This is a genomic window from Thioclava sp. F34-6 (assembly GCF_002213235.1).
In the GTDB taxonomy this organism is placed as follows: domain Bacteria; phylum Pseudomonadota; class Alphaproteobacteria; order Rhodobacterales; family Rhodobacteraceae; genus Thioclava; species Thioclava nitratireducens.
Genome location: NZ_NBOA01000003.1, coordinates 398516 through 424697, shown reverse-complemented (window position 1 = coordinate 424697; position 26182 = coordinate 398516). Strand labels below are relative to the sequence as shown.

Genomic DNA, 26182 nt, shown 5'->3' with positions numbered 1-26182 from the left:
AGGCGATAAGTCTTGCCGCGCAGACTGCCCTGCCCCGCCCCGGTGCGCAAGCCGCGCGCAACCATGGGACATCGTAGAGCATTGACGCCGGCCGCGCCGCGGATAGCCTCGCTTCCATCCATCGCCCATCCCGGAGGAGTCGCGAGATGAAAGACCAAAGCTGGCAGGCCCGCGCCGATGCGCATAGCTTCTACGGTTTCACCGATCTGCCCACGATCCACGATCGCGGCGCGGTCGTCGTGACCCATGGCGAGGGGCCGTACATCTTCGACACCGAGGGGCGGAAATATCTCGATGCGAATTCGGGGCTCTGGAACATGGTCGCCGGGTTCGACCATCCCGGCCTGATCGCGGCGGCGCAGGCGCAATATGCGCGCTTCCCGGGCTATCACGCTTTCTTCGGGCGGATGTCGGACCAGACGGTGATGCTGTCCGAGAAGCTGATCGAGGTCTCGCCTTTCGGCGACGGCAAGGTGTTCTACACAAATTCCGGCTCCGAGGCGAATGACACGATGGTCAAGATGCTGTGGTTCCTGCACGCCGCCGAGGGCAAGCCGCAGAAGCGCAAGATCCTGACCCGCAAGAACGCCTATCACGGGGTCACGGCGGTCTCGGCCTCGATGACGGGCAAGCCCTATAATTCGGTCTTCGGCCTGCCGCTGCCGGGGTTTCTGCATCTCACCTGCCCGCATTACTGGCGCGAAGGGCAACCCGGCGAGACGGAGGAGCAATTCACCCAGCGCCTCGCGAACGAGCTGGAAGCGACGATCATCAAGGAAGGCGCGGACACGATCGCGGGCTTCTTCGCGGAGCCGGTGATGGGCGCGGGCGGGGTGATCACGCCGCCGAAGGGCTATTTCCAGGCGGTCGCGAAGATTCTCAAGAAATACGACATCCCGCTGATCTCGGACGAGGTGATCTGCGGCTTCGGGCGCACCGGCAACACATGGGGCTGCGAAACCTATGACTTCCAGCCCGACGCGATAATCTCGTCGAAAAACCTCACCGCCGGGTTCTTCCCGATGGGTGCGGTGATCCTCGGCCCGGAACTGTCAGCCCGCCTGCAAGCCGCCTCCGAGGCGATCGAGGAATTCCCCCACGGATTCACCGCCTCGGGCCACCCGGTCGGTTGCGCGATCGCATTGAAAGCGATCGACGTGGTGATGAACGAGGGGCTGGCCGAGAATGTCCGCCGCCTGAGCCCGCGACTGGAGGCGGGCCTCGCCCAGATCGCGCAAACCCCCAATATCGGAGAACTGCGCGGCGTGGGCTACATGTGGGCGCTGGAGGCGGTGAAGGACCGCGAGAGCAAGACGCCTTTCGACGGGTCGCTCTCGGTCTCGGAACGCATCGCCAATGCCTGCACCGATCAGGGGCTGATCTGCCGGCCGCTCGGGCAATCGGTGGTGCTGTGTCCGCCTTTCATCCTGACCGAGCCGCAGATGGACGAGATGTTCGAGAAGCTGGAGACGGCGCTGAAGAAGGTGTTCGCCGAGGTGGGGTGAGGGCTACCTAAAGAGAGCGAGTTGCATGACAATTTCCAGCGGCCTCAACTGGAATGACACGCGCTGCATCGTTTGCATGCAAGAAGCGGATCTCTCCATCGAACATATTATTCCTCGAAGTTTTGGCGGGATACTGACGTGTCGTTTTCTGTGCAAAAGCTGCAACGAGCGGTTCGGCGCCGGGTTCGAAGCCGACGCTCGGATTGCCCCCGAGATACGCAAAGCTGCGGGTCAGCATGGCGAAAGCATCAGCGATTTGCGCGACCGCCTCGAAGTTGGAGCGAGATATAAGCAAAGTTTCGGTGATAACGATAGAACGGCAGAGCTGCGAAAAGATCGAGTGCTTGGAGCAGCGAAATTAAATGACAGCTCTCTCATTGTCCCCGAGATGGAAGCCGCACAAAAAATCCGGTCCATCCTGGGGAAAAGTGGCGCCTCAGATCGCGAGATAAATAGTGCTGTAAAAACCTGGGAAGCAGCTCCGCCGAATACGGAGGTGGACCTCGGACACGGAGTCTTCATCAAAAGGTGGCAAAATCACCCGGCTCGTCCAACATACGATGAGCCTGCGCTAAGTCCACTTGTGCCTTTGAAGATTGCGTTTGAATTCGTCTCCCTCATTCTTGGCGGAGCCGTTTATCTGCGCAACCACACACTTCAAGAAGTCAGACGTATCCTGACCGATCAAGATGAAGCCAGCGCAGATGCCCTGATTGAGGTGGGATTGGCTACCGCAAGCGCCCCATTTCACGGAATTGCGTTTCAAGGAAACCGACCAAATGCTCAGGTCCAAGTCCGTTTGTTTGGGACTCTCAGCTTCACTGTGGAGTTTCCGGATTCAGGCATCAAGACGGCTCCGATAACTTACACCCATGACCTTCGCACCGGGGTTGACGAAATACGCAGCAAAGCCCGCGACCGCTGACAACGTCTTATTAGCAAAAGGCCGCGTCCCTTGACGCGGCCTTTCCAATTCTTACGCGCTCGCGGCTCCTGCGTTGCGCCGACGCGGGCGACGCCGCTTCGGCGTAGCGTTGCCGCCGGCGTCGACCTTGGGCTTGGCTTCCGCGCGCGGTTTCGAGCGCGCTTGGGCCTGAGCTTGACCCTGGCCTTGCCCCTGCGGTTTGCCCTGGGGCTTGCCGCCGCGACCCTTGTTGCCGCCGGAGCGCGGACCGCCGCGACCGCGGCCACGACCTGCGCGCGCGGAGGGGCGCACGGCCTCGGACGGGCGTTCGCCGCTCGCGGTCGGGATCTCGATCTTCATCAGCTTTTCGATCTGCAGGAAGTTATCCGCCTCGTCCGGCGAGCAGAAGGCAATCGCCTCGCCCTCGCGACCGGCGCGCGCGGTGCGCCCGATACGGTGGACATAGGCATCCGGCACGTCCGGCAGGTCGAAGTTCACGACATAGGATACGCCCGGAATGTCGATCCCGCGCGCAGCCACATCGGTCGCGACCAGCACGTTGACCTTGCCATCGCGGAAGCCCTTGATCGCGCGGTCACGCTGGCCTTGCGATTTGTTGCCGTGGATCGATTCCGCGTTGTAGCCATCTGCGCGGAGGCTCTTCATCAGCTTTTCCGCGCCATGCTTGGTGCGGGCGAAGACGAGCGTCAGCGCGCCCATGTCGGCCGAGAGAATATCGCGCAGCTTGCGGGCCTTCTCGGCCTTGCTGTCGAGGAAGTGCACCGATTGGGTGATCTTGTCGGCGGCCTTGCCGGGGGGCGAGACCTGCACACGCTTCGGATCGGTGAGGTAGGCCTGCGAGATCTCCTCCATCTGCTTCGGCATCGTGGCCGAGAACAGCAGCGTCTGGCGCGGGGTGCCAAGGCGCGATGCGATCTTGCGAAGCGCGTGGATGAAACCGAGGTCGAGCATCTGGTCGGCCTCGTCGAGCACCAGATGGCGGGTGTAGCGCAGGTCGACCGCGCCGCGATCCATAAGGTCGATCAGACGGCCCGGGGTCGCGACGAGAATGTCGTTGCCGCGATGCATCATGGTGATCTGACGGTTGATCGACTGGCCGCCGACGACGGTGGCGACATTCATCTTGGTACCCTGAACGAGCCCCGAGAGGTTGTCGGCGATCTGGTTCACCAGTTCGCGGGTCGGCGCGAGGATCAGCGCCTTGCAGGTCTTGGGCGAAGGTTTGCCCGGCTGCGCCATCAGTTTGTCGATGAGCGGCAGGCCGAATGCCAGCGTCTTGCCGGTGCCGGTCTGGGCGAGGCCCAGCACGTCATGGCCCGCAAGAACCAGCGGAATCGCCTTTTCCTGAATCGGGGTCGGCTGGGTGAATTTTGCGCGTGCGAGCGACTTGAGAATGGCCGGGGAGAGCCCCAGCGAAGAGAAATCGGACAATGCCTATCCTTTATGGCCGAGGCTCCCACGCGGGGATGCGCACGGCGATCAGCCCGGACGGGAGTGTCCGGAGCGCAGGTTGACGCAGACCTCGGGACAGGCGGGCTAGTCCCGCGTGGTCCGGTCTCGCGTGTCAGAACCCTGCGTGAATGGGAACTCGGGAGGTATCGCCGGTGCGCCTCTCTCGGGCGCGGCTTGCTCACGCGGCAGCGCGGCGATGTGGGCTAAATGCGCGTGATGGCGCTAAAAGTCAAGGGGGAGCGTGTTTTGGTGGCTTCCCTCGAAGTGATGGCCCGCCCGGGCGACCACCCCGGGCCGCGCCCGACCGCCCCCCAGGGCGCTTTCGCGCAACCTGCGCGCGCTCGGTCTTGGGGAGAAATGGCACGATTAAGTACCCGCCACCTATCGCGTGAGCGCCCACCCGCGATCGGGCGAGGCCCTCAGCACGGATAATGCATCCTCAGCAGTTCGGCACGTTCACCGCTAGCCCACCCAGGCTCGTTTCCTTGTAATGCTCGTGCATGTCGCGGCCCGTCTGGCGCATCGTTTCGATCGCCGCGTCCAGCGGCACGAAATGCGTGCCGTCCCCGCGCAGCGCCAGCGAAGCCGCCGACACCGCTTTGATCGCGCCCAGACCGTTGCGCTCGATACAGGGCACCTGCACCAGCCCCTTTACCGGATCGCAGGTCATCCCGAGGTGATGCTCCAGCGCGATTTCGGCCGCGTTCTCGATCTGCTCAGGCGTGCCTCCCAGCACGGCGGCCAGTCCCGCCGCCGCCATCGCCGCCGCCGATCCGACTTCGGCCTGACAGCCGCATTCGGCGCCCGAGATCGACGCGTTGGTCTTGATCAGCCCGCCGACCGCCGCCGCGGTCAGCAGGAAATCGGGGATTTTCGCGGAGGATGCGGAAGGCACATGATCGAGCCAGTAGCGGATCACCGAAGGCAGCACACCCGCCGCTCCGTTCGTAGGTGCAGTGACGACCTGCCCGCCGGCGGCATTTTCCTCGTTCACCGCCATCGCATAGGCCGAGATCCAGTCGTTGATCTGATGCGGCGGAGCGAGGTTCTGGCCCCAATCCGCCTTCAGGCTCTCATGGATCGCCTTGGCACGGCGCTTGACCCGCAACCCGCCTGGCAATTCGCCATCGCTCGTCAATCCGCGCTCCATGCAATCGCGCATCGTGACCCAGATTTTCGAGAGACCCTCGTCGATCTCCTTAGGACCACGGAAGCGCGCCTCGTTGCGCCGCTTCATCTGCGCGATGCTCAGCCCGGAGGCATGGGCCATCGCCAGCATTTCCTCGGCGGTCTTGAAGGGAAACGGCACCGGGCTCGGCGCGTCGCGGGCCGCATCGTCGACCGCGGCCAGTTCGGCTTCTGTGCGCACGAAGCCACCGCCGATCGAGTAATAGACCTCGTGCATCAACACGTCGCCCTGCGCGTCGCGCGCCTCGATCACCATGCCGTTGGCGTGGCCGGGCAGCGACGTGTCGTAGTCGAAGATCAGATCGGCCTCGGGGTCGAAGGCCAGCGGCGGCAATCCGTCAGGCTTCAACAGGTGATCGCGCGCATTCGCGGCCAGCAATTTCTCGGCCAGATCGTTATCGTAGCTCTCGGGCACAACGCCCGCGAGCCCGAGGATCGCCGCGCGGTCCGTCGCATGGCCCTTGCCGGTAAAGGCGAGCGAGCCGTGCAGCCGTACCCGCACCCCATGCGCGGTGAAGGGCGAGGCCCGGAGCGCGTCGAGAAACCGCGCGCCCGCCACCATCGGCCCCATCGTATGCGACGAGGACGGCCCGACGCCGATCTTGAAGATGTCGAATACGCTCAGAAACATGCGACCTCCCTGCCCTGATTTGGGCCCAGACTGCCGGTTTCGCCCGCCGACCAACAGCCCCAAAACGACCCCATCACGCGCAAAAGCAACATCGTTGACGCGACATGGAGGAGTTTCGCGCAACCTGACGGGCGAAAGGACGCTCGGCAATGACCACGCCTTCGCGGTTCAGGCACGGCACCGACTCCCGATCCGATGCCGCGCGGCTGATGGCGGGCGGGATGCGACAATTCCTCCTGCGCTTAGCACGGATCGACAAAGCCCTCGCCTGAACGCCCCGGATTGCCTATAAGCGTCGGCAACTCAGACTGCCCACGAATGGAGTGCCAAATGGCTGCCGACCTCTCCCCGATCGACAAGGCGAAATTCGCCGCCGCCCGCCGTGCCGTTGACTTCGTCGAAGACGGGATGCGCGTGGGCCTCGGCACCGGCTCGACCGCCGCTTGGATGGTGCGCTGCCTTGGCGAGCGTATTCGCGATGAAGGCCTGCAACTGATCGGGGTTCCGACCTCGACCCGCACCGCCGATCTCGCGCGTCAGGTGGGCATCAAGGTCGTGGCCCTCGACGAGGCGAAATGGCTTGATATCACGATCGACGGGGCGGACGAATTCGACCCCGACCTGAACCTGGTGAAGGGTGGCGGCGGCGCGCTGCTGCAGGAAAAGATCGTGGCCACCGCGTCGGACCAGATGATCGTCATCACCGACGCCTCCAAGGAAGTGAACCATCTGGGCGCCTTCCCCCTGCCCGTCGAGGTCGTCCCCTTCGGCTGGCAGGTCACCCGCGCGCTGATCGAGGAACTGCTGGACTCGATGGATGTAATGGGCCGCCAGACTTCACTGCGCCTGAACGGTCAGCAGCCCTTCGTGACCGACGAGGGCAATTATATCGTCGATCTGCATCTCAACCGCATCGGCAACCCGCGTCAGCTGGCGCTGGTGCTGAACCAGATTCCCGGCGTCGTCGAGAACGGCCTCTTCATCGACATCTGCGACAAGGTCATCATCGGCGGCACCGACGGCAAGGTCGAGATCCGCGACATCAATGAGGGCACGGTCGCCAACGAGACCATCGAGTTCGCCGAGGACGAGAATATCTTCCGCGACATGGATTGATCCGCGCGGCGCGCGCCCGGGGATGCAAAGCTGCGCCGCATCCCCGTTCCGCGCGCCTCACCCTCCCTCCCCCGCCTTGCTCCTGAGCGCATGGACCGCTAAGCCAATGCGCAAGGACCACAAGGAAGGAAGGCCTCCCATGAGCTTCGACTATGATCTCTTCGTCATCGGCGGCGGCTCGGGCGGGGTGCGAGCGGCCCGGATTTCCGCCGGTCACGGTGCGCGCGTCGCGCTGGCCGAGGAATACCGGATGGGCGGCACCTGCGTCATTCGCGGCTGCGTCCCGAAGAAACTGATGGTCTTCGCCTCCACCGCGCCGGCGGCCATCGAGGAGGCGCGCGCCTATGGCTGGAGCGCCGATGCAGGTCAATTCGACTGGCCCGGATTCCGCGGCAAGCTGGATGCGGAGCTCGACCGGCTCGAAGCGATCTACCGCCGGGGACAGGAAAACGCGGGCGTGAAGGTCTTTGACCAGCGCGCGACGGTTTCGGGCCCGCATGAGGTCACGCTGGCCGATGGCACGAAGATCACCACCAAGCACATTCTCGTCGCGGTCGGCGGACGGCCCTTCGTACCCGAGTTCCCGGGCTGCGACCTGGTGATGACTTCGAACGACATCTTCAAGCTCGACACCTTGCCTGAGCGCATCCTGATCGTCGGCGGCGGTTATATCGCCTGTGAATTCGCCTGCATCCTCAACGGATTGGGCGTGCAGGTCACGCAATACAACCGCTCGCCGCTGCTGCGCGGCTTCGACGGCGAGGCACGCGACCTGATCGTCGACCAGATGCAGGCGAGCGGCATCGAAATTCACACCCATGTCGTCATAACCGAGATCGAGAAGACCGAGAACTGCCTGAAAGTGACCTGCGGCGACGGGCGCGAGGACGAGTTCGACGCGGTGCTCTACGCGACGGGTCGCACGCCGAACACCGAGGGGCTCGGCCTCGAAGCAGCAGGCGTGGAACTGGGCGAGCGCGGCGAGGTCATGGTCGACCAATGGTCGCAGACCAACGTGCCCTCGATCTTCGCCGTGGGCGATGTGACCGACCGCATCAACCTGACCCCGGTCGCGATCCGCGAGGGCCACACTTTCGCCGATACCGTCTTCGGCGCGAACGCCCGGCCCTCGGACCACGAACTGGTCGCCTCCGCCGTCTTCACCCAGCCCGAATTCGGCACCGTCGGCATCACCGAGGAAGAGGCCGAGGAGCGCGGCAATGCCGAGGTCTACGTCTCCAGCTTCCGGCCGATGCGCTCGAGCTTTGCGGGCTCCGACGCGCGTGTGTTGATGAAACTGATCGTGTGTCGCGAAACGCGCCGCGTGCTGGGTTGCCATATCGTCGCGCCCGAAGCGGGCGAATTGATCCAGATGGTCGGCATCGCCGTCAAGATGGGGGCGACCAAGGAACAGTTCGACGCGACCTGCGCGGTCCACCCGACGATGGGCGAAGAGCTCGTGACCATGCGGAACCCGGTAAGACATTATTGAAATCACGGAAAAGATACCCAACTGTCCGAGAAGATAACGGAAAGGTGAGGAGCATATGAGCAACGGAGGCCCCTGGGGCGGCGGAGGCGGTGGCGGCGACGACCGCGATGACGACCGCGAAGACAAACGCCCCGGTCAGCGACGTCCCGGTGAGGGCGGCCAGATCCCCGAAATCGAGGAATTCATGCGCAAGGGCTCGGAGCAGCTCCGCGTGCTGATGGGCGGCAAGGGCGGCGGCAATCGCCCCAACCGTCCCAATGGCGGCGGAGGCGGCAAGCCCCCCTTCCCGACCAAGATCGCCGTGATCATAGGCCTCGTGGCCGTGGTGGCGATCTGGCTCGGCTCCTCGCTCTACAAGGTAAACCCTGAAGAACGCTCGGTGGAGCTCATGTTCGGGCGCTACCACGCGACCAAGGGCCCCGGCCTGAATCTCGCGCCGTGGCCCTTCCTCACCTACACCAAGGTTCCGGTGACCCGCGAACAGACCGTTGATATCGGCTCGGGCCGCGCTGGCACGAACGATACCGGCCTCATGCTGACCGGCGACCAGAACATCGTCGATCTGGAGTTCCAGGTGGTCTGGAACATCAGCGATCCGGCGAAATACCTGTTCAACCTCGGCGATCCGCAGGACACGATCCGCGCGGTCTCCGAATCCGCGATGCGCGACATCATCGCGCGCTCGAACCTCGCGCCGATCCTGTCGACCGCGCGTGGCGAGATCGCGGCCGATCTGCGCACGGCGGTGCAAAAGACGCTCGACAGCTACGATGCGGGCATCAACATCGTCCGCGTGAACTTCAACCGCGCCGATCCGCCGCGCGAGGTGATCGACAGCTTCCGCGAAGTGCAGGCCGCGCAGCAGGAGCGGGACCGTCTCGAGAAAGAGGCCGACGCCTATGCCAACAAGGTGACGGCAGGTGCTCGTGGTGAGGCCGCTCAAGTCAAGGAAGAGGCCGAAGGCTACCGCGCGCAGATCGTGAACGCAGCCGAAGGTGACGCCGCGCGCTTCAATTCGATCCTGACGGAATACGAGAAAGCGCCCGAAGTTACCAAGCGCCGGATGTTCTACGAGACCATGGGCAAGCTGTTGCAAAATGTGGACAAGGTTGTCGTGGACACCAAGGACGGCGCCGGTGGGGTCGTGCCCTACCTGCCGCTCGACCAGTTGCGCAAGAACTCCAGCTCGACGTCGAACAGCTCGGCGCCCAGCACCACCAAATCGACCGCCAACAATGGAGGAAGCAACTGATGCGCGGACCTATCGCAATTGCCGTTCTCGTTGTTCTGATCTTCCTCGGGCTGAACTCGGTCTTCGTGGTGGACGAGCGTGAAAAAGCCCTCGTGCTGCGCTTCGGTGAGGTGCAGCAGGTGAAGACGGAGCCGGGTCTCGGTTACAAGATCCCGATCGTGGATACGATCGTCAAATATGACGACCGCATCCTGAGCCTCACCACGCAGCCGCTCGAAGTCACACCCGAGGACGACCGCCGTCTCGTGGTCGACGCCTTCGCGCGCTGGCGCATTGTCGATGCGGTAAAATTCCGCGAAGCCGTGGGCGGGGGCGGCGAGCAGATCGCCAAGAGCCGCATCGATGGCATCCTGAACAACGCGATCCGCGAAGTTCTGGGCTCGGTCCCCTCGACGGCGGTGCTGTCGGACGACCGGACGCCGCTGATGAACCGGATCCGCGATCTGGCACGGCGCGAGGCGCTCTCGCTGGGCGTCGACGTGATCGACGTGCGTCTGACCCGCACCGACCTGCCCGAGCAGAACCTGGCCTCCACCTATGGCCGGATGCGGGCAGAGCGTGAGCGCGAGGCCGCAGACGAGCGCGCCCGCGGCGCCGAGGCCGCACAGCGCATCCGCGCAACCGCCGACCGTACTGCGGTCGAGGTCACGTCCGAGGCCAAGAAGCAGGCCGAGATCGTGCGCGGCGAAGCCGATGCGCAGGCCAACAAGGTCTATGCGGATGCGTATGGCAAGGATCGCCAGTTCTTCGCATTCGTCCGCGCGCTGCAATTCTACGCGCAGTCGATGAAGACGCAGACTTCGTCGCTGGTGACGCAGCCCGACAGCCTCTACTTCGATTACGGGCGCTTCCTGCGCTCGATCGGGGAGAACCCGGGGCCCGAAACCGGTGCAAGCCGGGGCAACGGATCTGCGAGCCAGGTCGGCCAGTGATGGCGATGCTTTTGACCGGTCTGGGACTGGTCCTTGTGATCGAGGGGCTGGCGCTTGCGCTGGCCCCTTCACGTATCGAGCAGGCGCTGGACGCGCTGCGCGCCATGTCGGCGGGGCAGCGGCGCACGCTTGGCCTTGCGACTCTGGCAGCGGGCGTGGCGATCCTCTGGGCGCTGCGCGTCTTCGGATAACCGCTCAGTTCCCCGCATCTTAGGCGCAAGAGAGCGCCCGCTTCGCCCCCCTGCGACGCAATTTCCTGTCGTGAATTTTGGCGAATAACTTCCCTTCGTCCCTCGCTGCTCCTACATTTCAACTCAAAGAGAGCATCGCGCCGGCCTCCGGACCGGCGAAGCAAGGGAGAGCTACATGAATTTCCTCACCGGACCCGGATCGACTCTGCGCGCCGGATTCAGCGCCGCGACGCTTGCCGTCGCGCTCGCCTTCGCACCGCTGGCCGCGCCGGCCTATGCCCGCGCCGCCCCCGAAAGCTTTGCAGAACTTGTCGATCAGGTGTCCAATTCGGTGGTAAACATCACCACCTCGACCACGGTGGCCGCACCGACCGGCAACATGCCGAATTTTCCGCCCGGCTCGCCCTTCGAGGATCTGTTCCGCGATTTCGGCCTGCCGAACCCGAACGGGCCAAATGGCCCGAACGGGCGGGGCGCACCGCGCCGCTCGAACGCGCTCGGCTCGGGCTTCGTGATCTCGGAAGACGGCTACATCGTCACCAACAACCACGTCATCGAAGATGCAGACGAGATCGAGATCGAGTTCTTTTCGGGCAAGCGGCTCGATGCGAAACTCGTAGGCACCGACCCGAAAACCGACATCGCTCTGCTGAAGGTCGAGAGCGACTCCCCCCTGCCCTTCGTGGCCTTCGGCGACAGCGACGCCGTGCGGGTGGGCGACTGGGTGATGGCGATGGGCAACCCGCTGGGCCAGGGCTTCTCCGCTTCGGCCGGGATCATCTCCGCGCGCAACCGCGAGCTCTCGGGCAGCTATGACGACTACCTGCAGACCGATGCGGCGATCAACCGCGGCAACTCGGGCGGCCCGCTCTTCGACATTGAAGGTGAGGTCGTCGGCGTGAACACCGCGATCCTGTCGCCCAATGGCGGCTCGATCGGGATCGGCTTTTCGATGGCGTCGAACGTGGTCCAGAAGGTTGTTGAACAGCTCAAGGAATACGGCGAGACTCGGCGCGGCTGGCTAGGCGTGAAGATCCAGGACGTCACCGCCGACATGGCCGAGGCGATGGGCCTGCCCAAGCCGGAAGGCGCGATGGTCTCGGAAGTGCCGGACGGCCCCGCCAAGGAAGCCGGTATCCAGTCGGGCGACGTGATTACCTCGTTTGATGGCGGCGAGGTCAAGAACACCCGCGATCTGGTGCGCCGGGTGGCCGATGCTCCGGTGGGCGAGAAAGTCCGCGTGACCGTGCTGCGCGATGGAGAGACCAAGACGCTTCTGGTGACGCTGGGCCGCCGTGAGGCCGCCGAGGGCGAGCAGCCCCCGAAAGCCGTTCAGGCCCCGCAGGAGGTCGAGAAGGACATGCTCGGCCTGACCGTGACGCCGCTCACCGATGACCTGCGCACCGAGATGGGCCTGACCAAAGAAGCGAACGGCCTCGTCATCAAGCAGATCGACGAGACTTCCTCGGCCTTCGAGAAGGGCCTGCGTGTCGGTGACCTGATCACCGAGGTCGGACAGAAACCTGTCTCCGCGGTCGGCGATTTCGAAGAGCGCGTGCAGGCGGCGAAAGAGGCCGGGCGCAAGTCGATCCTGCTCTTGATCCGCCGCGCCGGCGAGCCGCGTTTCGTGGCACTCCCCGTGGAGTGATCCGCACCGTTCAAGACGAATGAGAAGGCGCCCCGCAGGGCGCCTTTTTCATTGCGCTTCGCGCGCCTGCACCCGGCGGGCGGCAATGGTCAGGCTTCCGGCGGCGATCACGCACCACAGCGCCATGCCCAGCATCTGGGTCGGAAGCTCCACCCCCATATCGATCAGCACGCCGGTGATCCCGGGCCCCACTGCGGTCGAGAGCACCATCGAGGCCACGATGATCGCGCGGATGCCGCCCAGGTTTTTCACGCCGTAGACCTCGGGCCAGAGCGCGCCCATCAGCGTCCCTGTGAACCCGTTCGACATGCCCAGAAGGCCCATGAATACATAGACGCCCCAGACCGGCGTCACGAGCGCGACCGTCAGCGAGGCCAGCGTCAGCGGCGCCAGTACAAATGGAAGCAGGCGCAGCGCGCCGAACCGGTCAATCAGCCCGCCGCAGACAAAGCCGAAGCCCACAGTGGCCGCCGACATCACCGGAAAGGCCGCGGCGAAGGCGAGCGGGGAGTAGCCGCGCAACTCCGTCAGGTAGCCCTGATGGAAGAAAATCACCGTACCGATGAAGGGCGGTGCGAGCAGCCCTGCCAGCAGCATGTAGAGGACCGGATCGCGGATCACCTCCGCGCGGGTCCAGTCGCGCGCTGTGCCCGATGCGCTCGATTGCACCTCGGTGGCGTTGGGCACCCGCTCGACCTGCATCAGGCGCATCAGGAGCGGCCATGCGATCATCACCAGCAACGCCGCCGAGAGCCACCATGCGAGGTGCCAGTTGCCGCTCGCCTGCGCGACCAACACCACGAGAACCGGCAGCACCGCGGAGCCGAAGGGTTGGCCCGGAACGACCAGCGACATCGCCTTGCCGCGGCTCGCGACGAACCAGCGACCGATCTCGGTGAAAGCGATCTCGGTCATCATGCCCTGCCCGAAGAGCCGCAGCATGTAGATCGCGAGAGTCAGGAAGATCAGGTTCGGCGCGAGCGTGATCCCGACACAGGCCAGCGCCAGCAGCGGGATGGTGAAGCGCACCACCTTCCAGCCGGGCATCAGATCGAGCGTGCGCCCGAGGAAGGGCAACGTCGAGGCCGAGGCCAGCGTCGCCACCATGTAGAGCGCGCCGAAGGTGCCGCCCGACAGGCCGAATGTCGCCCGGATGTCATTGCCCGACAGGCCGATGAAGAAAGTCTGCCCGAAGGACGAGAACAGCGTCAGCAGGAAACCCGCGCCGAGCCAGCGGGCGTTGTCGCGCATGAAGCGCAGGTTACTGCCGAATAACTTTCGCATGGTGCCCCCTGATCCCTTGATCCCCGGTTAGAGACGGTTCCGCCGACCGGCACAACCCCGCCGCCTGCGCAGAGGGGTGTGCGGCGCCGCGATGGCGGCGTGAGAGGGCTCAGTCCGACCAGATATAGAGGCCGAGTTCCTGTGCTGCGCGCACCGAGAGCGTCGGGCTGTCGAGGCCGCGCGGCGCCTGATAGGCCGCGATCGCGCGGCCCGTCGCCGGGTCCAGCTTTCCGTCAGCAGGGCCGGAATAGAGCCCGCGCAGCGCCAACGCACGCTGGGTCATCGCAACGAAAGCGGGCGTCAGATCCTCCGAGCAAACGGATTCGAAATAGCGCGGCTTGCCGCTATCGACGAGCTTCTGGCCGCTCAATTCGCGGTAAATCGCGGGCTGCGTGACCTTGCCGGTCTTCGGATCGCGCTGTTCGGGGATCACCTCTACCTGTCCAGTCACCGTCTCGACCTTGGCAGGGCCTTTGAGTTCGGTGAAGCAGCCCCGCGCATCATCAGCGGACGGACGGCTTTGCAGCACATGGGCGAGCGTCTTGGCGGGCGGGTCCTTCGGAGTAGCGTACGCCCCCTGCGTGCCGGGCTGACAGCCCGCCAGCCCCATCGCAACACCCAGCGCGACCAGCATCGCACGCGCCGTGCCGAAGTTTTCAGCGATCTGCCGCATTCTCGTCTCCGCCTGCCTCGGCGCGCAGAGTAGCCAATATCCACGCCGCGGCAATCCCTTGCCCGTGACCGCCCACCTCTGGCCAAATCGCCGAAAGCAGCTTAGATCACTTGCGACCGGCCCCGCCGGCATTCGCGTTTTGATCACGAACAAGAGGCCCCGAGCTATGGCGAAAATCACCTATGTCGAATTCAACGGCACCCGTCACGAGATCGACGTGAAGCCCGGCATGACCGTGATGGAAGGCGCGCGCGACAATGGCGTGCCCGGCATCGACGCCGATTGCGGTGGCGCCTGCGCCTGTTCCACCTGCCACGTCTATGTCGACAAGGACTGGATCGAGAAGCTGCCTCCGCGCGATCCGATGGAAGAAGACATGCTTGATTTCGCGTACGAACCCGATCCCGTCACCTCGCGCCTGACCTGCCAGATCAAGGTCACCGACGAACTCGACGGCTTGATCGTCAACCTTCCCGAAAAGCAGATCTGATGCGCCGCGCGGTGACCCTCGCCTTTGCGCTGGTCACCGCTGCCGCCCTGCCCGCGCGGGCCGAAATGTCGGTCGCCGCGCGGTTCACCGAGCCCACGGATCGCTACGGTCACCGCGCACTCGGCCCCGAGCATGAATTCGCGAATCTCCAGATCGACGTGACCCGCAAGGCAGGCGACGCCAAGGGGCTGTTCTCAGGCCACAGCACGCTGACCTACGACCTGCGCCTCGATCCCGATCTCGTCTATGAGGACACGGCACCACGCCTGAGCGATCTCGACGGCGACGGGATCGACGAGGTGATCGTGGTGCAATCGCATCTCCGGCTGGGTTCGCGGCTCCTCGTGCTCACGGTAAAATCCGGCAAACCGAAGTTCCTCGCCGCGACCGATTTCGTGGGAGAGCCGAACCATTGGCTCGCGCCCATCGGCGTCGCGGATTTCGATGGCAACGGACATCGCGACATCGCGCTGATCGACGCGCCGCATCGGCTGGGCGTCTTGCGGATTTTCGAATATCGCGACGGCGCGCTGCACCCGAGCTTCGCGGGCGGGAGATTCACCAATCACCACTTCGGCTCGGACACGATCATGGGCGGCCTGCGCGATTGCGGCGCCGGGCCGGAGATCATCGTCGCCAGTTTCGATTGGTCGGGTCTGCTGTCTCTCTCGGTCACGCCCAAGCAAACCGTGGCATGGAGACGCATCGCTGACGACACCTCGCCCGCGAGTTTCGCGAAGGCGATCGGCTGCGGCATCTGACCTCGCACGCGGGCGGTTCGGGAACCGGCCTGCCCGCACCGTGTTGATCCAGCACGACGACACCGGCGCGAGGTCGTTCCTCCCCGTCTCGCGCCCCGATCCAGGATTCCGTTCATGGCCGAAGCCCAAGCCTCCGAAGAAAAGCCGATTGCCGTCTATGGCGCGCTCGCAGCGAACCTTCTGATCGCCATCGCGAAATTCGTGGCCGCGGCGTTCACGGGCAGTTCGTCGATGCTGGCGGAGGCGTTCCACTCGGTGGTCGATACCGGCAATGAGGGGTTGCTGCTTCTGGGCCACAAGCGCAGCCGCAAGGAGCCGGACGAGAAACATCCGTTCGGCTATGGCAAAGAGTTGTATTTCTGGTCGCTCGTTGTCGCGATGCTGCTCTTCGCGATCGGCGGCGGGCTGTCTGTCTACGAGGGCATGGTCCATATCCAGCATCCAGAGCCGATCGAGAAGCCGATCTGGAACTACGGCGTCCTGCTCGTGGCGTTCTTTGCCGAGGGCACCTCCTGGGTGATCGCGATCCGCCAGCTCCTGAAGCAACGCAAACCGGGGGAAGGCTATTTCAAGGCGTTCCGCCGCTCCAAGGATCCGTCGATCTTCGTCGTCGTCGCCGAAGACAGTGCGGCGCTTCTGGGTATCCTCGCTGCAGCGCTTGGCGTCTATCTCTCGGTGACCTTCGAGAACCCGTTCTTCGACGGCGCAGCCTCGATCGTGATCGGGCTCATCCTAATCGTGGTCGCAATCATTCTGGTTTACGAGACTCGCGCGCTGATCATGGGCGAAGCCGCCGACCGAGACGTGCGCAAATCGATCCGGGAGATCGCGACCGGTTTCGACGAAGTCGCGGAGGTCAAACGGCTTCTGACAATGCATTTCGCCCCCGAGCAGGTGTTGGTGAATATCGAACTGAAAATGCAAAAAGGCCTGTCGCCCGAGGCGATCTTCCACGCGGTCGAGGAGGTTCAGAAGAAAATCCACGAGGCCCATCCCGAGGTCTCCAGCGTTTTCCTTGAGATCGAATCCCTGCGCGGCACACAGCGCGAAAACGCTGCAGCCTGACTCCGCGCGCCTCGCCCCCGACGCGATGCCGCTTTTCACCGCAACGCCGTCGCTTTCTCCCGCGCTCCTCCCCTGACACGGGGTGATTGTGTCCCCACCCCCGGCACGCTAGGAAACCGGGCGAAAGATCAAAAGGGATGCGACATGACCCAGACTGCCGACGCCTACGTTCTCACCGTTGCCTGCCCCTCCACGCGGGGGATCGTCGCGGGGATCGCGAATGTGTTGGCCGATCAGGGCTGCAACATCACCGACTCGCATCAATATGACGACCAGAAGACCGGTCAGTTCTTCATGCGCGTGAGCTTCGTCTCGGAGCAAGGCAAGGATGCGGACGCGATCCGCGCTGCATTCGAGCCGGTCGCCAAGGAGTTCGAGATGGACTGGGCCGTGCGCGACTCGCGCGAGAAGATGAAGGTTCTGGTGATGGTGTCGAATTTCGGCCATTGCCTGAACGATCTTCTCTATCGCTGGCGCATCGGCGCGCTGCCGATCGAGATCGTGGGCGTGGTGTCCAACCACATGACCTACCAGAAGGTCGTCGTGAACCATGACCTGCCTTTCCACCACATCAAGGTGACGAAGGAGAACAAGCCCGAGGCAGAGAAGCGCCTGCTCGACGTGGTCGATGAGTCGGGTGCGGAACTTATCGTTCTGGCGCGCTACATGCAGATTCTGTCGGATGCGCTGTGCCAGAAAATGTCCGGCCGGATCATCAACATCCACCACTCCTTCCTGCCGAGCTTCAAGGGCGCGAACCCCTACAAGCAGGCCTATGAGCGTGGCGTGAAGCTGATCGGTGCGACGTCGCATTACGTGACCGCCGATCTCGACGAAGGCCCGATCATCGAGCAGGACACCGTGCGCATTACCCATGCGCAGAGCCCGTCGGATTACGTCTCGCTGGGCCGCGACGTCGAGGCGCAGGTGCTGTCGCGTGCGATCCACGCCCATGTGCAGCACCGGGTGTTCCTGAACGACAACAAGACGGTCGTCTTCCCCGCCTCGCCCGGCGCCTACGCCTCCGAGCGGATGGGCTAATCAGAAATGTAGGACGCCTGCCTCGGTCACGATCATGTCGAGAGGCTGATCCGTCGGCTCGGTGGGCACCTGCGGAACTTCCTGCGCCGCAAAAGCAAAGCCGATCGCTGTGACGGGGCCGCGTGCGCGCAGCCCCTCCAGCGTGCGGTCGTAAAAGCCGCCACCATAGCCCAGCCGAAAGCCCTGCGCGTCGAAAGCCAGCAGCGGGACGATCAGCACCTCGGGTGTGATCTCCTCGCCCTCCGCCGGAACATGCGCCCCGAAAGCGCCCGCGATCATCTCGGTCTCGGGTGTCCAGCGGTGAAAGACCAGGGGCTGCGCCTGCTCCACCACAACCGGCAGACAGAGCGGCCCGCCATGGGCGATCATCGCAGGGCGCGGATCGGGCTCGGTCCGGATCGGCCAATAGCCCGCCAGCACCTTGCCCGCGAAGGGCTCCAGCGCCGCCGTCAGCGCTCGCGTCGCAGCCCCTTCATCGGCGGCATGGGCGGCTTTGCGCGCCGCGAAAGCGTCCTTGCGCGCGAGATCCTTGCTCAAAGCAACACGACGGAGGCGAGGCCGAGGAAGGCGAAGAAGCCCACCACATCGGTCATTGTCGTGACGAACGTGCCCGAGGCCAGCGCCGGGTCTGCGCCAAGCTTCTCCAGCGCCAGCGGGATCAGGATGCCCGACAGCGCGGCGACAACGAGATTGATGACCATCGCCAAGCCGATCACAATGCCAAGCTGCGCGCCCGAGAACCAGAAGGCGGCAACTGCTCCCATCACCACCGCGAAGGCGAGACCGTTCAGCAGCCCCACGATGGTTTCGCGTCGCACGACGCGCCAGACGTTACTGTCGGTCAGGTCGCGGGTCGCCAGCGCGCGCACCGCGACCGTCAGGGTCTGCGTGCCCGCATTGCCACCCATCGAAGCCACGATCGGCATCAAGACGGCCAGCGCCACAAGTTGCTGGATCGTGCCCTCGAAGATCGAGATCACCGCCGAGGCGAGGATCGCCGTCAGCAGGTTTACGAAAAGCCACGGCAGGCGCTGACGTACGGTTTCCAGAACGGTATCCGAGATCGCGGATTCGTCGCCCACACCGGCGAGGCGGAGGATGTCTTCCTCGTGTTCCTCGTCGAGAACGGACATCGCGTCGTCGATGGTAATCACGCCGACCAGCCTGTCATCCTCGTCCACGACCGGGGCCGAGATCAGGTGATACTGGTTGAACGCGTAGGCCACGTCGCCCTCGTCCTGATAGGCCGAGATCTTGCGGAATTCCTCCTCGCAGATATCGGTCAGCTTCGAGGCACGCGGGGCCGACAGGATTCGTCCCAAGGTGACATTTCCGATCGGGTGGTGCCCCGGATCGACAAGGGTCACGTGATAGAACTGGTCGGGCAGCCATTTCGCTTTCCGCAGGAAGTCGATCGTCTCGCCCACTGTCCAATGCTCGGGCGCGGTCACGACCTCGCGCTGCATCAAACGACCGGCGGAATATTCGGGATAGCCCAGCGATTTCTCGACCGCGGCCCGGTCGGTCTCGTCGAGAGCGCCGAGGATCGCTTCCTGCTGCGGCTCTTCAAGGTCCTCGATCAGGTCGACGACGTCATCGGAGTCGAGCTCGCGCACCGCGTCGGCCAGGACTTCCGGCGGCAGGCTTGCGAGAACTTCCTCGCGAATGCCTTCGTCGATCTCGGTCAGGATCTCGCCGTCGATCTGGCGGCCCCAGAGCCGCAGGATTTCGCGCCGCTCGTGGCCGGAGACCTGTTCGATAAGGTCGGCGATGTCGGCGGCGTGCAGCGGCTCGAGAAGCTCGCTCAACCGCTCCGCATCTTCCTGCTCGACGGCATCGAGAATTTCCTCGACCAGCTCCCCGCTCAGCCGATAATCCTCTTCCTCGCGCTCTGTCTCTTCGGCAAGTGCTTCGGCCATATCGCCCCCGTTCGGATCGCGCGTGAAACATAGCTGTTTTCTCGCAGATGGACAGGGGGCGGAGCCGAAAAAGAAGCGCCGCCACGGCAGAGATTTACCTTCGCCCCGCCCCGCCCTAGCATGACGCGTCGGACAGGAGAGAATGATGGCTGAACTGCATCTTGGGCAGGTTCTGGAATATCGCGGCGACGCGCTCGTCGAAGGGCCCGAAGTGGTTGCACATCGCCGGCGCGGTGGCGTGCTGGTCGAGGGCGGCCTCATCGCCGCCGTAGGCGAGGCGGACGACCTGCGCGAGGATCATCCGCAGGCCGAGATCACCGATCACGGCGATCATCTGCTGTCGCCCGGCTTCGTCGACGCCCATGTGCATTATCCGCAGACCGCGATCGTCGCGAGCTGGGGCAAGCGCCTGATCGACTGGCTCAACACCTACACTTTCCCCGAGGAGATTTCCTTCGCCGATCCCGCCCATGCCGAAGAGATCGCGACACGCTATCTCGATCTGGCGCTGATGAACGGCACCACCTCGATGTGCAGCTATTGCACAATCCATCCCGTCAGCGTCGAAGCCTTCTTCGCAGCCGCGAAGGCGCGCGGGATGCGGGCGGCGGCGGGCAAGACCTGCATGGACCGCAACGCGCCGGAGGCTTTGCGCGACACGCCGCAATCGGCCTATGACGACAGCCGAGTCCTCTTGCAGAAATGGCATGGCGTGGACCGGCTGAGCTATGTCATCACGCCACGCTTCTCGCCCACCTCGTCGGCCGATCAGCTGGCCGCGCTGGGGGCGCTCTGGGCGGAACATCCCGATTGCCTGATGCAAACCCATCTGAGCGAGCAGGTGGACGAGATCGCATGGGTCCGCGAGCTATATCCCACCGCGCGCGATTACCTCGACACCTACGAGACCTATGATCTACTGGGCGAGAACGCGCTTTATGGCCACGCGATCCATCTGGAGCCGCGCGAAGCCGACCGGATCAAGGAGGTCGGCGCGGCGCTGATCCATTGCCCGACCTCTAACACCTTCATCGGCTCGGGGCTGTTCGACTGGCCGACACGTCTTGCCGAGGGGCAGCGGATCGGGCTGGCCACCGATACCGGCGGCGGGTCGAGCTTCTCGATGCTGCGCACCATGGCCGCAGCTTACGAGATCGGCCAGCTGACGCATAAGCCGCTGCACCCCGCGCAGCTTTGGTGGCTGGCGACGCAAGGCTCGGCCAAGTCGATGCGGATGGGTGACAAGATCGGCGCGCTGGCGCCTGGAATGGAGGCGGATTTCATCGCGGTCGACCTCGCCTCGACGCCTGCCATCTCGCAGCGTGCCGACCGTGCGAATGACATCTGGGAGGCGATCTTCCCGACGATCATGATGGGCGACGACCGCGCCATCGCGGGAACTTGGGTCGCAGGCAAGCGGCTGCATTGACCGATCCTGCCTTCGAGAGGATCTACGCCCGCGCGCCTTTCACGGTCGATTTTCTTGACGGTGGCGGCGACGATCTGGTCATCTCTTTCGCCTCGATCGGACACGATCCCAGCCGCCCGCCCGCACCGGAATTCGCCGCCACCGCCACGGGGCGCGGCACGCCGGGCTTCCCACGCCGGGCGCTGTTCATCAGCGACGACAGCCGAAGCTGGACGAACGATCCTGGCTTCGCCCCTGCCCTGCGTGCAGCCTTGGCAGAGGTGCGGCGCCGCCGCCCCGTCACCCGGATCGCTGCCATTGGGCTGTCGATGGGCGCGGTCTCGGCGCTGGTCGCAGCGGAGGTGCTCCCGGTTGACGTGGTGCTGGCCTTGTCTCCGCAATTCTCGGTAAAACCGGGCGTCGTGCCGGGGGAGGCTCGATGGAGCGAGTGGACCTCTCAGATTGAACATTTCGCCCGCGAGATCACGCCGCTTCCGCCCGCGACCTGCTGGGCGATCCTGTGTCACGGCGCGCAGGACGATCTGGCGCAGGCGATGCCCTTCCCGCACCCATCAAATGTCGATCACCTGGTCTTCCCCGATCTCGGCCATTCCGACCTCGCACCGCATCTGAAGGCGCGCGGAGGCCTCTCGGGGTTGATGGAGTCTGCCCTTGCAGGCGACCGTCGCCGCCTGCTGCGGATCGCCAGCGCCGCCGGGGCCGTGCGGCGCGAGAAATTCAGCCCATAAGTGCTGATGCGAGGCGGTTCTGCGTCTCGATCACGCGCGGCAGGTCGATCGTCACAACCTGCCCGTCGCGCACCACCTGACGGCCCTCGACGAAGAGGTGTTTCACCTTGGGCGGCCCGCAGAGTACCAGTGCCGCGACCGGATCCCACGCGCCTGCCGCCTCCAGCCCCGAGACATCCCAGATTGCCACATCTGCCCGCTTGCCCGGCGCGAGTACCCCGCAATCGGGACGGCCCAGAACCTGCGCGCCACCTAGAGTCGCGATCTCCAGCGCCTCGCGCGCGGCCATCGCGTCGGCGCCGTTTTGCACCCGCTGCAGCAGCATCGCCATGCGCGCCTCGCCGATGAGGCTCCCTGCATCGTTCGAGGCCGAGCCATCGACGCCAAGCGCCACCTTAACCCCCGCGTCGCGCATCTGGCGCACCGGCGCGATGCCCGAGCCCAGACGACAATTCGAGCACGGACAATGCGCAACCCCAGTCTGCGTGCGCGCGAACAGGTCGATCTCGCCCGCATCCAGCTTCACGCAATGCGCGTGCCAGACATCCTCGCCGGTCCAACCGAGATCTTCGGCATATTGCCCCGGCCGGCAGCCAAACTGCTCCAAGCTGTAGGAAATATCCTCATCATTCTCGGCAAGATGGGTGTGCAGCATAACGCCCTTGTCGCGCGCGAGCAGCGCCGCGTCGCGCATCAGCTCGCGCGAGACGGAAAACGGCGAACAGGGCGCGATCCCCACCCGGCACATCGAACCTTCGTTGGGATCGTGGAACGCGTCGACTATCCGGATGCAGTCGTTCAGGATCGCTTCTTCGCGCTCGACCAGGCTATCGGGTGGCAGGCCGCCGTCGCTCTCGCCGATGCTCATCGCGCCGCGCGTGGGATGGAAGCGCAGGCCCAGTTCGGCGGCGGCGTGGATCGTATCCTCCAGCCGCGCGCCATTCGGATACATGTAGAGGTGATCGGAACTGGTGGTGCAGCCGGTCAGCGCCAGTTCCGCCAGTCCGACCTGCGCCGAGACGCGGAGCTCCTCGGGACCCATCTTCGCCCAGATCGGGTAGAGCGTCTGCAGCCAGCCAAAGAGCAGCGCACCCTGCCCGCCCGGCACCGCACGGGTCAGCGTCTGATAGAGGTGATGATGGGTGTTCACGAGCCCCGGCGTGACGACGCAGCCCTTGGCCTCGACCACCTCGCCCATGCTTTCCAGCCCCGGCCCGACAGCTGCAATCTGGCCGTCGCGCAGCAGCAGATCCGAGCCCTTCAACTCGCGCCGGGCGCCGTCCATCGTGACGACCACCTCGGCGCTCCGGATCAAGATCTCGCCCATCGCGCGTTCCTCCTAGCTGGCCCTCTGTCTGATCTTGCCAGACCCTAGACCGCGCGGACGGGCGAAGACCAGAGGCGCTCAGCGCCCCATCGCATAGAACTCGGGGTTCGGCGGGATCGAAGCCATGTTCACCAGCCGGTTCGACAGGCCGAAGAACGCCGTTATCCCGCCGATATCCCAGATATCGTCATCGGTGAAACCATGGGCGCGCAGCGCTTCGTAGTCAGCCTCCTCGACCTCCTGCGCCCGCAGGCTAACCTTCATCGCGAAATCGAGCATCGCCCGCTGGCGCGGCGTGATGTCGGACTTGCGGTAATTCACCGCGACCTGATCGGCGATCAGCGGGTTCTTGGCGCGGATGCGCAGGATCGCCCCATGTGCAATCACGCAATACTGGCACTCGTTTGCCGCCGAAGTCGCCACGACGATCATCTCGCGCTCGGCGATCGTCAGGTTGCCAGGCCGCTCCATCAGCGCGTCGTGATAGGCGAAGAAGGCGCGGAACTCGTCGGGGCGATGCGCCAGGGCGAGGAAGATGTTCGGGATGAACCCGGCCTTCTCGTGAACCGCCTCGATCCGCGTGCGGATATCCTCTGGCATGTCGGCGAGTTGCGGCACCGGGTGCCGGCTGATCTGGTCTTGCATCTGGGGTCTCCTCTCTTTCGCCGCCACTATGCACAGTCGCGGCGAGGCCGAGGAAATGACGTTGCGGCAATCGCGATCAGACGTCGAGCGTGATCCAGACCGGAACGTGATCAGAGGGCTTGTCGCGGCCGCGGATTTCCTTGTCGATGCCGACATCGCGCAACAGGTCGGCCGCCTGCGGGGACAGCAGCAGATGGTCGATCCGGATGCCATTGTTCTTCTGCCAGGCGCCCGCCTGATAGTCCCAGAACGAGTAGTGCCCCGGCCCCTGCACCCGGGCACGGAAGGCCTCGGTGAAGCCAAGATTGAGGATACGGCGGAACGCCTCGCGGCTTTGCGGAAGCGCCAGCGCGTCGCCGCGCCACGCTTCGGGCTTCGCGGCATCCTCGTCCTGCGGGATGATGTTGTAATCGCCCGCCATCACGAAGGGCTCCTCCAGTTCGAGCAGCGCCTCGGCCCGCGCCTGCATCCGCTCCATCCACGCGAGCTTGTAGGCGTATTTGCCGCCCGCGACAGGTCGCCCCGCATCGTCGAGTTCCACCGGGTTGCCGTTGGGCAGATAGAGGCCACAGAGCCGCACCGCGCCCTTCTCGCCGACGACGGTCGCCTCGATCCAGCGCGCCTGCTCGTCACCCTCATCGCCGGGCAGCCCCCGCGTCACATCCTCCAGCGGCAGTTTCGACAGGATCGCAACGCCGTTGAAACCTTTCTGCCCATGTGTCTCGACCGCGTAGCCGAGGTCCTCGAACAGCTCGCAGGGGAAGCCCTCGTCGACCGACTTGATCTCCTGCAGCAGGACCACGTCCGGCTCGGCCTCCTTCAGCCAATCGACCAGCGCCTGATGGCGCGCCTTGATGCCGTTGATGTTGAAGGTGGCGATTTTCATGAGAGGCTCCGGCTTTGACAGTCGCGACAGGTGTAACGGATCGCGGCGGGCGCGGACAGGTCGGAGTTACTTCTCCGCCTCGTCCCCCTCTTCCTTTTCGATGCCGTGGCGCTCGAAAAGCTTGGTCTGCGACATGATGAAGACGATCAGGATGATCGGCAGGCCGAAAGTCTTGAAATCGACCCAGATCTCGTCCGACATCGTGCGCCAGACGATCTCGTTGGCCACCGCGAGCGCGAGGAACAGCCCCACGAAGCGCTTGGTCAGGATCATCCAGCCCTCATGCGCCATCGGGATCGCCTCGTTCATCACCAGCTGCAACCACGCCTTGCCGCGGATCAGCCCCGCCCCGAGAATACCCGCGAAGAGCAGGTAGATGATGGTCGGCTTCATCTTGAAGAAGGTCGGATCGTTCAGCCAGACCGATAGCCCGCCGAAAATCAGCACCAGAACCAGCGTCGCGATCTGCATCGCCGAGATCTTGCGCGTCAAGGCCCACAGGATCAGCGTCGAGGCGGCGATCAACGGGATGAACAGCGCGGTGGCCACGACGAAGCCCGAATAGTCGGTGCCGAGGATCGCGTAGGTGCCGTCCTTGAGCCGGTTGAAGGCGACGAAGAAGACGATGAGCGGCCCCCAGTCGAGCGCCGCTTTCACCCACGGGGAAATCTTTTTCTCTGCCATCTGCCTTTACCTGCCTGCTATCTCAACGATCACGGCCCCCGCCGCGATCAGCGCCATCAGGGCCGTACGCCGCGGCCCAACTTTCTCGCCCAGCACGAGCCAGCCGATGAGGGCTGCGAAGACCGTCGAGGTCTCGCGCAGCACCGCCGCCTCGCCCACCTTGTCGAGCCGTGTCGCCAACATGATCGAGCCAAAGGAGAAATAAGCAACAATCGCGCCGATAACACCCCTCTTGATGAGCGGCACCATTTCCGAACTCGGCAGCTTCGTCCAGCGCCGCGCGGTGAAGATCGGCATGAACCAGCCGTCGATGAAGAAGAACCACGCCAGGAAGGTGAAGGGATCGGCGGTCGCGCGGATGCCATAGGCGTCATAGGTGGTGTAGAGCGCGACGAAGGCACCGGTCGCCACGGCGAGCATCAGCGCCGGCACCATCGTCTCTCGATCGACCGTCACATTGCGCAGGTTGTAGATCGCAAGACCGTAGATCCCGGCAAGAAGCGTGGCCACCCCGGCCCATTGGCCGATCGTGAAATGCTCTCCGAAGATAATCCCCGCCCCGATCACCGCGAAAAGCGGCCCGGTACCACGCACGACCGGGTAGACCACCGTATAGGCCCCACGCTGGTAGCAGGCCGCCTGCAGCAGCTTGTAGCCGACATGGATGAAGAACACGCCCACGAAGATCGGCCACATGTAGGGCTCGGGCCACGGCACCACGAAGAGCGCGAAAGGGGCCGCGATGATCCCGTAGCTCGCATCGATCGCGGCGCGGCTGAGCCACGGGTCGTGCCGCCCCTTCTGCAACGCCCCGAACAGCGCGTGCAGAAAGGCCGCGAGCAGCGCGAGGCCCAGCGCGAGGTGCTTGCCGGTCTCGGTGCCCGAGACAGAGATGATCCAGTCGCTCAAGGGGAAGTC

Annotated in this window: 26 protein-coding genes; 15 read left to right on the top strand and 11 right to left on the bottom strand. The window is 64.5% G+C overall.

Annotated features, from left to right (window positions below):
• Positions 1 to 146 precede the first annotated feature (146 nt).
• Positions 147 to 1505 carry an aminotransferase gene (locus B6V72_RS08225; protein WP_088735298.1) on the top strand — a complete coding sequence of 453 codons (1359 nt, stop codon included), beginning with the start codon at positions 147 to 149 and terminating at the stop codon, positions 1503 to 1505.
• A 25-nt stretch (positions 1506 to 1530) separates the two neighbouring features.
• Positions 1531 to 2430, top strand: coding sequence for an HNH endonuclease (locus B6V72_RS08220; RefSeq protein ID WP_088735297.1), 900 nt, complete (start codon positions 1531 to 1533; stop codon positions 2428 to 2430).
• Between the two features lie 51 nt (positions 2431 to 2481).
• Here the strand turns inward: B6V72_RS08220 and B6V72_RS08215 are convergent, their stop codons facing one another.
• Entirely contained in the window at positions 2482 to 3861 is a 1380-nt protein-coding gene (locus B6V72_RS08215) for a DEAD/DEAH box helicase (protein ID WP_088735296.1), read from the bottom strand.
• A 460-nt stretch (positions 3862 to 4321) separates the two neighbouring features.
• Complete coding sequence (locus tag B6V72_RS08210; RefSeq protein WP_088735295.1) at positions 4322 to 5701, bottom strand: L-serine ammonia-lyase; 1380 nt, start codon at positions 5699 to 5701, stop codon at positions 4322 to 4324.
• 149 nt (positions 5702 to 5850) lie between these two features.
• On the opposite strand from B6V72_RS08210, the gene B6V72_RS19495 reads away from it, so the two are divergent.
• The 7 genes from B6V72_RS19495 (at position 5851) to B6V72_RS08180 (ending at position 12332) form a co-directional block, all read left to right on the top strand.
• Positions 5851 to 5973, top strand: coding sequence for a hypothetical protein (locus B6V72_RS19495; protein ID WP_255415015.1), 123 nt, complete (start codon positions 5851 to 5853; stop codon positions 5971 to 5973).
• Positions 5974 to 6031: 58 nt separating this feature from the next.
• Positions 6032 to 6817 carry a ribose-5-phosphate isomerase RpiA gene (gene rpiA / locus B6V72_RS08205; protein WP_075776105.1) on the top strand — a complete coding sequence of 262 codons (786 nt, stop codon included), beginning with the start codon at positions 6032 to 6034 and terminating at the stop codon, positions 6815 to 6817.
• Between the two features lie 139 nt (positions 6818 to 6956).
• Positions 6957 to 8309, top strand: a complete 1353-nt coding sequence (gene gor / locus B6V72_RS08200; protein ID WP_088735294.1) for a glutathione-disulfide reductase — start codon at positions 6957 to 6959, stop codon at positions 8307 to 8309.
• A gap of 55 nt (positions 8310 to 8364) precedes the next feature.
• Positions 8365 to 9561, top strand: coding sequence for an FtsH protease activity modulator HflK (gene hflK, locus B6V72_RS08195; RefSeq protein ID WP_075776107.1), 1197 nt, complete (start codon positions 8365 to 8367; stop codon positions 9559 to 9561).
• Positions 9558 to 10493 carry a protease modulator HflC gene (locus B6V72_RS08190; protein ID WP_077701158.1) on the top strand — a complete coding sequence of 312 codons (936 nt, stop codon included), beginning with the start codon at positions 9558 to 9560 and terminating at the stop codon, positions 10491 to 10493. Before hflK ends, B6V72_RS08190 begins: the two co-directional genes overlap by 4 nt.
• Entirely contained in the window at positions 10493 to 10684 is a 192-nt protein-coding gene (locus B6V72_RS08185; protein ID WP_075776108.1) for a DUF2065 family protein, read from the top strand. The genes B6V72_RS08190 and B6V72_RS08185 overlap by 1 nt, the downstream gene beginning before the upstream one ends.
• A 175-nt stretch (positions 10685 to 10859) precedes the next feature.
• Positions 10860 to 12332, top strand: a complete 1473-nt coding sequence (locus B6V72_RS08180) for a DegQ family serine endoprotease (protein ID WP_088735293.1) — start codon at positions 10860 to 10862, stop codon at positions 12330 to 12332.
• Positions 12333 to 12380: 48 nt separating this feature from the next.
• Here the strand turns inward: B6V72_RS08180 and B6V72_RS08175 are convergent, their stop codons facing one another.
• Together B6V72_RS08175 and B6V72_RS08170 are read right to left on the bottom strand one after the other, a co-directional pair.
• Positions 12381 to 13616: an MFS transporter gene (locus tag B6V72_RS08175; protein WP_088735292.1), complete on the bottom strand. Its 1236-nt coding sequence runs from the start codon at positions 13614 to 13616 to the stop codon at positions 12381 to 12383.
• Between the two features lie 109 nt (positions 13617 to 13725).
• A complete protein-coding gene (locus tag B6V72_RS08170) occupies positions 13726 to 14289 on the bottom strand; it encodes a peptidoglycan-binding domain-containing protein (protein WP_077701156.1) in 564 nt (187 codons plus the stop codon).
• A 166-nt stretch (positions 14290 to 14455) separates the two neighbouring features.
• Here B6V72_RS08170 and B6V72_RS08165 point away from each other — a divergent pair, with 166 nt between their 5' ends.
• From B6V72_RS08165 to purU, 4 genes are all read left to right on the top strand, one after another.
• On the top strand, positions 14456 to 14779 hold the full coding sequence (locus tag B6V72_RS08165) for a 2Fe-2S iron-sulfur cluster-binding protein (RefSeq protein WP_075776110.1): 324 nt from the start codon (positions 14456 to 14458) through the stop codon (positions 14777 to 14779).
• Positions 14779 to 15540 carry a VCBS repeat-containing protein gene (locus B6V72_RS08160; protein ID WP_088735291.1) on the top strand — a complete coding sequence of 254 codons (762 nt, stop codon included), beginning with the start codon at positions 14779 to 14781 and terminating at the stop codon, positions 15538 to 15540. Before B6V72_RS08165 ends, B6V72_RS08160 begins: the two co-directional genes overlap by 1 nt.
• 114 nt (positions 15541 to 15654) lie before the next feature.
• The gene (locus B6V72_RS08155) at positions 15655 to 16605 is read left to right on the top strand and encodes a cation diffusion facilitator family transporter (protein WP_075776112.1); all 951 of its coding nucleotides are present in this window, start codon (positions 15655 to 15657) and stop codon (positions 16603 to 16605) included.
• Positions 16606 to 16749: 144 nt separating this feature from the next.
• The gene (purU, locus tag B6V72_RS08150) at positions 16750 to 17646 is read left to right on the top strand and encodes a formyltetrahydrofolate deformylase (RefSeq protein WP_075776113.1); all 897 of its coding nucleotides are present in this window, start codon (positions 16750 to 16752) and stop codon (positions 17644 to 17646) included.
• On the opposite strand, the gene B6V72_RS08145 is transcribed toward purU, so the two are convergent.
• The gene (locus tag B6V72_RS08145) at positions 17647 to 18183 is read right to left on the bottom strand and encodes a 5-formyltetrahydrofolate cyclo-ligase (protein ID WP_088719038.1); all 537 of its coding nucleotides are present in this window, start codon (positions 18181 to 18183) and stop codon (positions 17647 to 17649) included. It abuts the gene before it with no gap.
• Positions 18180 to 19565, bottom strand: a complete 1386-nt coding sequence (mgtE, locus tag B6V72_RS08140) for a magnesium transporter (protein ID WP_075776115.1) — start codon at positions 19563 to 19565, stop codon at positions 18180 to 18182. The genes B6V72_RS08145 and mgtE overlap by 4 nt, the downstream gene beginning before the upstream one ends.
• 145 nt (positions 19566 to 19710) lie before the next feature.
• Here mgtE and guaD point away from each other — a divergent pair, with 145 nt between their 5' ends.
• Both guaD and B6V72_RS08130 read left to right on the top strand, forming a co-directional pair.
• Positions 19711 to 20994, top strand: coding sequence for a guanine deaminase (gene guaD, locus B6V72_RS08135; RefSeq protein ID WP_088735290.1), 1284 nt, complete (start codon positions 19711 to 19713; stop codon positions 20992 to 20994).
• Complete coding sequence (locus tag B6V72_RS08130; protein WP_088735289.1) at positions 20991 to 21722, top strand: hypothetical protein; 732 nt, start codon at positions 20991 to 20993, stop codon at positions 21720 to 21722. Before guaD ends, B6V72_RS08130 begins: the two co-directional genes overlap by 4 nt.
• Here the strand turns inward: B6V72_RS08130 and B6V72_RS08125 are convergent.
• The 5 genes from B6V72_RS08125 to B6V72_RS08105 form a co-directional block, all read right to left on the bottom strand.
• Complete coding sequence (locus tag B6V72_RS08125; protein ID WP_088735288.1) at positions 21712 to 23049, bottom strand: 8-oxoguanine deaminase; 1338 nt, start codon at positions 23047 to 23049, stop codon at positions 21712 to 21714. The genes B6V72_RS08130 and B6V72_RS08125 overlap by 11 nt on opposite strands.
• A 78-nt stretch (positions 23050 to 23127) precedes the next feature.
• Entirely contained in the window at positions 23128 to 23694 is a 567-nt protein-coding gene (locus tag B6V72_RS08120) for a peroxidase-related enzyme (protein WP_075776119.1), read from the bottom strand.
• Between the two features lie 76 nt (positions 23695 to 23770).
• Complete coding sequence (xth, locus tag B6V72_RS08115) at positions 23771 to 24580, bottom strand: exodeoxyribonuclease III (RefSeq protein WP_075776120.1); 810 nt, start codon at positions 24578 to 24580, stop codon at positions 23771 to 23773.
• Between the two features lie 66 nt (positions 24581 to 24646).
• Positions 24647 to 25264, bottom strand: a complete 618-nt coding sequence (locus B6V72_RS08110; protein ID WP_075776121.1) for an inner membrane-spanning protein YciB — start codon at positions 25262 to 25264, stop codon at positions 24647 to 24649.
• A 6-nt stretch (positions 25265 to 25270) separates the two neighbouring features.
• Positions 25271 to 26173: an EamA family transporter gene (locus tag B6V72_RS08105; protein WP_075776122.1), complete on the bottom strand. Its 903-nt coding sequence runs from the start codon at positions 26171 to 26173 to the stop codon at positions 25271 to 25273.
• Positions 26174 to 26182 lie beyond the last annotated feature (9 nt).